The organism is Serratia sp. (in: enterobacteria) (genome assembly GCF_046715635.1).
GTDB lineage: Bacteria > Pseudomonadota > Gammaproteobacteria > Enterobacterales > Enterobacteriaceae > Chania.
The window spans coordinates 1-4,304 of sequence record NZ_JBKJYW010000391.1 but is presented as its reverse complement, the minus strand read 5'-3'; the positions used below and the strand labels follow the sequence as shown (position 1 = coordinate 4,304).

General features: G+C 55.5%; 4 protein-coding genes. All 4 read right to left on the bottom strand.

The features are described 5' to 3' along the window. A partial coding sequence (locus ACLQ7H_RS20295; RefSeq protein WP_411754224.1) for an iron chelate uptake ABC transporter family permease subunit occupies positions 1-254 on the bottom strand: 254 nt, incomplete at its 3' end. Next, positions 251-1,156 (bottom strand): Fe(3+)-hydroxamate ABC transporter substrate-binding protein FhuD, encoded by a 906-nt coding sequence (gene fhuD / locus ACLQ7H_RS20290; protein WP_411754223.1) that lies wholly within the window; start codon positions 1,154-1,156, stop codon positions 251-253. The genes ACLQ7H_RS20295 and fhuD, both read right to left, overlap by 4 nt. Beyond that, entirely contained in the window at positions 1,156-1,953 is a 798-nt protein-coding gene (gene fhuC, locus ACLQ7H_RS20285; RefSeq protein WP_411754222.1) for a Fe3+-hydroxamate ABC transporter ATP-binding protein FhuC, read from the bottom strand. Before fhuC ends, fhuD begins: the two co-directional genes overlap by 1 nt. Before the next feature lie 47 nt (positions 1,954-2,000). Continuing rightward, positions 2,001-4,202 carry a ferrichrome porin FhuA gene (gene fhuA, locus ACLQ7H_RS20280; RefSeq protein ID WP_411754221.1) on the bottom strand — a complete coding sequence of 734 codons (2,202 nt, stop codon included), beginning with the start codon at positions 4,200-4,202 and terminating at the stop codon, positions 2,001-2,003. Positions 4,203-4,304 lie beyond the last annotated feature (102 nt).

The window sequence follows — 4,304 nt, the reverse complement described above, 5'->3', positions numbered from 1 at the left end:
TTGCGTAATACCTGCTGGAACAGCACGCCAACCAATCCCAACCCTGCCCCCACCAGCAACGAGACTGACAGGCGTGGCAACAGGCTGTAGTGGAACAGCATCTGATCGACATTGTCGATGTCTGGCTGTACCAATGCCTGTGACCACTGGCCCCACGGCAGTTGATGCAGCAGGTTGAAGAGCGTCAGGCCCCCCGCTGCTGCCAGCAATAACAGAATCAGCGCTATCGGCAAGATACGCAGGCGTGCACTCATGAGTGAGTCTCCTGCGCCTGCTCCAGCAAGCGGCAAAAGCGCATAGCCGACAGCGTGGCGCCGTAGAACCATACCGCTGGCATCTGCCGCAGTTGGCCCTGGCGGATAAACGGTAAGGCCTGCCACAGCGGCGTCTTGCTGACCTTATCCATCATGGCCTGATTGCCGTGATCGAGATAAATCGCTCGCGCATTTTTTATTGTCGCCAGACGTTCTATCCCCACCACCGAGGTGCCCCAGAAGTTGGTTTCCCCCTGCCAGGCATTCTCGATACCTAGCTGATCCATCACTTCTTGAAACAGGCTCTTCTGGCCGATCACCAACACATGCCGGGGATCGAGCAGGGAAAACAGCAGCAACGGCTGTTGCCGATACCCCGCCAGGCGGTTGCGCGCCTCCAGCATGAAAGCATCAAACTGTTGCAGATGCTGGGTAGCCCGCGCCTCCAGACCTAGCCGCTGTGCCAATTGCAGCAACGAGTTTTTGCCCACGGTGAGTGGTTTACCGCTGCCGTCGTTAAAGCCAAACTCCATCGTCGGCCCGATAGGCTGCAGTTTTTGTGGCGAAGGGCCATAGCCTTTGGAAAGCAGGATCAGAGAAGGTTTGAGCTGTTGCAACAGCTCCAGATTGGGTTCGGTACGTTGACCCACGTCGATCACCGAGTACGGCAATCGAGGATCTCGTACCCACAGGTTGTAGTTGTGGATATCGGCAACCGCCTGCGGCATCACGCCCAGTGCAATCAGCAGCTCGACCGGTAGCCACTCCAATGCCGCGATACGGGTTATATCGGGTAAACCTGTCGCACGCGACGGTAAAGAAAACAGCAGAGGCGATAATGCCATCGCCGTTAATAAACGCCGGCGCAGCGGATCATGATGAAAATCGGCAGAGGTAGGCATTAATAAACGAAGCTCACTGGTGCACCGCCACTTGGATGCGGCAATATGCCCATCGGGATGCCGTAGATCTGTTCCAACACCGGCCCTTGCATCAGCTCAAGCGGTGCCCCCTGAGCAATCATTTCGCCACCGCGTAACGCCACCAGATGGTCGCAATAACGAGCCGCCATGTTGATGTCATGCAGCACGGCAATCACCGTCAGGCCGCGCTCATGGCTCAGGCGTTGGATCAACGCCAGCACTTCAACCTGATGGGCGATATCCAACGCCGAGGTCGGTTCATCGAGCAACAAACAACGGCTATCCTGCGCGACCATCATCGCCAGCCAGGCTCGTTGACGTTCACCGCCGGACAGGCTGTCTACCAAGCGGTTGGCAAAGGGTTTCAGCCCCACCAGCCCGATAGCCTCTTCCACCAACTCGCGATCGCCAGCCTTGAAACGGCCTAACGCGCCGTGCCACGGGTAGCGGCCGATGGCGACCAGTTCGCGCACCGTCATCCCTTCCGCTGCGGGCAATTGCTGCGGCAGATAGGCCACTTGGCGAGCAAAGGCTTTGCTATCCCATTGGCCCAGCGGTTGCCCATTCAGCAATGCCTGGCCCGCGGTAGGATTTTGATGACGACCAAGGATTTTCAACAGCGTGGATTTGCCGGAGCCATTATGACCAATCAATCCACAGACTTTGCCTTGAGGAAAGGCCAATGACAGCGGCTGTAACAGCACCCGCCCTGGCACGGCAAAGCTCACGCGGTCGAGCTGGAACGTAGCATCGCGATTAAGGTGTTTATCCTGCATAGGCCCTGCTTGGCAGGGAGCGACCAAAGGCCGCCCCCGTTAGCCGATTAGAAACTGAAGGTTGCCGTGGCGACCACTTGACGTTCTGCTCCCCAGAAACAGCCATAGGTGGCGAAACAGCTAGAGACATACTCTTTATCAAACAGGTTGTTGACGTTAAGCGCCACGGAAGAACCTGGCAGATTGAGGCGCGCCAAATCATACTTGATCACGGTATTCCACACGGTGTAGTCCGGCACTTTGAAGGTGTTGGCTTCGTCACCATAGGTTGAGCCGGTATAGCGCACACCTGCGCCCAGCGTCAGGCCGCTAAGTGCGGTTTCGTGGAAGGTATAATCCCCCCACAGCGAGGCCATATGCTTAGGAATGATCGCTGGCGTATTGCCCTGGTTGGTGGTGTCTTCGGTGTATTCAGCATCGGTATAGGTATAGGACGCCAGCAGGTTGACGTTAGCCGTCAGCGCCGCCTTGCCTTCCAACTCTACGCCGCGAGAGCGAATCTCCCCGGTTTGCTGCTGGAACCAACCTTTATCGGCATGCTCAACATCCGTGACCAGGTTATTTGACTTGGTCAGTTGGTAGATGGCAATGGTGGCAGAGACAGGGCGATCTTTTGGCATGTATTTCACGCCAGCTTCATACTGTTCGCCTTTGGAAGGAACGAAGGCTTTGCCGTCATAACCTGCGCCCACGTTCGGCTCGAAGGATTGCGCATAGCTGACATACGGCGAGATGCCGTTGTCGAACAGATAGTTCAGGCCGATGCGATTGGTAGACTGGTGGTCTTTCTGCTCGCTGTAGGGGATCGTAGCCATGTCGGTGCGATCCTCAACGGTGCTCTTAGCCCAGTCATAACGCGTGCCGGCTGTCAGGATCCATTGGTTCCACTCGGCCTGTTCCTGCAGGTAAATACCCACCTGCCGTTGACCATTAACCTTACTGGTTGGGTTTAACGCCCCCTTGGTGTAATTACCAAACTGTGGATTGGCCAGATCCAGTGGACTAGCCACGCCCCACCCGCCCTGAATATCGTTACTCATGCGCATAAAATCTACGCCGGCCAGCAACGTATGATCCACGCGGCCAGTCGCAAACTTGGCCTGACCCTGTGTATCAACGCTGAAGTTATTCAGGCGCTCATCCGAAGCGATATAGTTACGGTTGAGGGTCGTATTGTCGGCGTTTACGCCGGTGCCATAGATATTGTTCTGGTTGGTATGCAGTTGCATATAACGCAGGTTCTGGCGCACGGCCCAGGTATCATCGAAATCATGGGAGAAGCTGTAACCAAACATGCGCGTCTGACGCGAATAGAAGTTACTCTTTTCGCCTTCGTTGAAGCTGGTTGGCAACTTGCCATAAGGCGCGTTGACCACCGTTCCCTGCATCGGCAACCAGCCGTAGTAACCCAGGTTAGGATCGTTTTGCAGGTAGGAATACAGCGTCAGGTTGGTATGCTCATCGGGTTGCCAGCTGAATGAAGGCGCAATGGTATAGCGTTTTTCCTTGGCCATCTCCTGCTGAGCGTCAGCATCTTTCGCCAACCCGGTCAGGCGGAAGGAATACTTGCCGTCATCATCCAATGCATTGCTGAAATCAAAACCGGTCTGGAACAGATTATCTGTGCCCATTTTAAATTGGATTTCTTTCAGCGGTTCCGTGGTTGGGCGCTTGCTGATCAGCGAGATAATCCCACCCGGGCTGCTTTTACCGTAAAGCACGGAAGAAGGCCCGCGCAGCACTTCGGCCCGCTCCAGGAAATAAGGATCGATGACGGCTTCGTTAAAGTAGTCGCCTTGCAGCTTCAAGCCATCCAGATAGATATTCTGGTTAACCGAGCCAAAACCACGAATATAAACCGCATCATAGACGTTGGAGCTGCCGCGGCTGCCCACCATCACTCCAGGGGTGAAGCCTAACGCTTCTTTCACCGAGGAAGGCTGCATAACGTCCATTTGTTCACGCGTAACCACAGACACCGATTGAGGAGTCTTCACCAACGGCGTATCCGTTTTGGTGCCGGTAGCGCTGCGTTTCGCCACGATGGTGCCAACCGGGCCCCATGCGTTTTCCTGCGGAGCACCTCCGCTGCCGCCCCCAACCACCGTAATGGTATCAGCATCCGCGGCAGCAGTAGTCTGAGCCGCAACCGCAGGCAAGGTTAGCGTAGCCGCGATCGTGGCAGCCAAGACGCTTACGGGGAACAAGCCTGATTTGGCCGGTGATGAGGAGTGACGCTTGGTCGGCATGTCTGGTTTCTCTGATGTGGTTTGATAACGAATGTGAACGAGAATAATTATTATAAGCGCGGCATTTTATGCAGAAGGCTAACGGAACTGCAAGCGTATTTC

Coding starts and splice junctions, on each gene's coding strand:
- fhuA (WP_411754221.1), bottom strand. CDS start 4,202: ATGCCGACCAAGCGTCACTCCTCATCACCGGCCAAATCAGGCTTGTTC.
- fhuD (WP_411754223.1), bottom strand. CDS start 1,156: ATGCCTACCTCTGCCGATTTTCATCATGATCCGCTGCGCCGGCGTTTA.
- fhuC (WP_411754222.1), bottom strand. CDS start 1,953: ATGCAGGATAAACACCTTAATCGCGATGCTACGTTCCAGCTCGACCGC.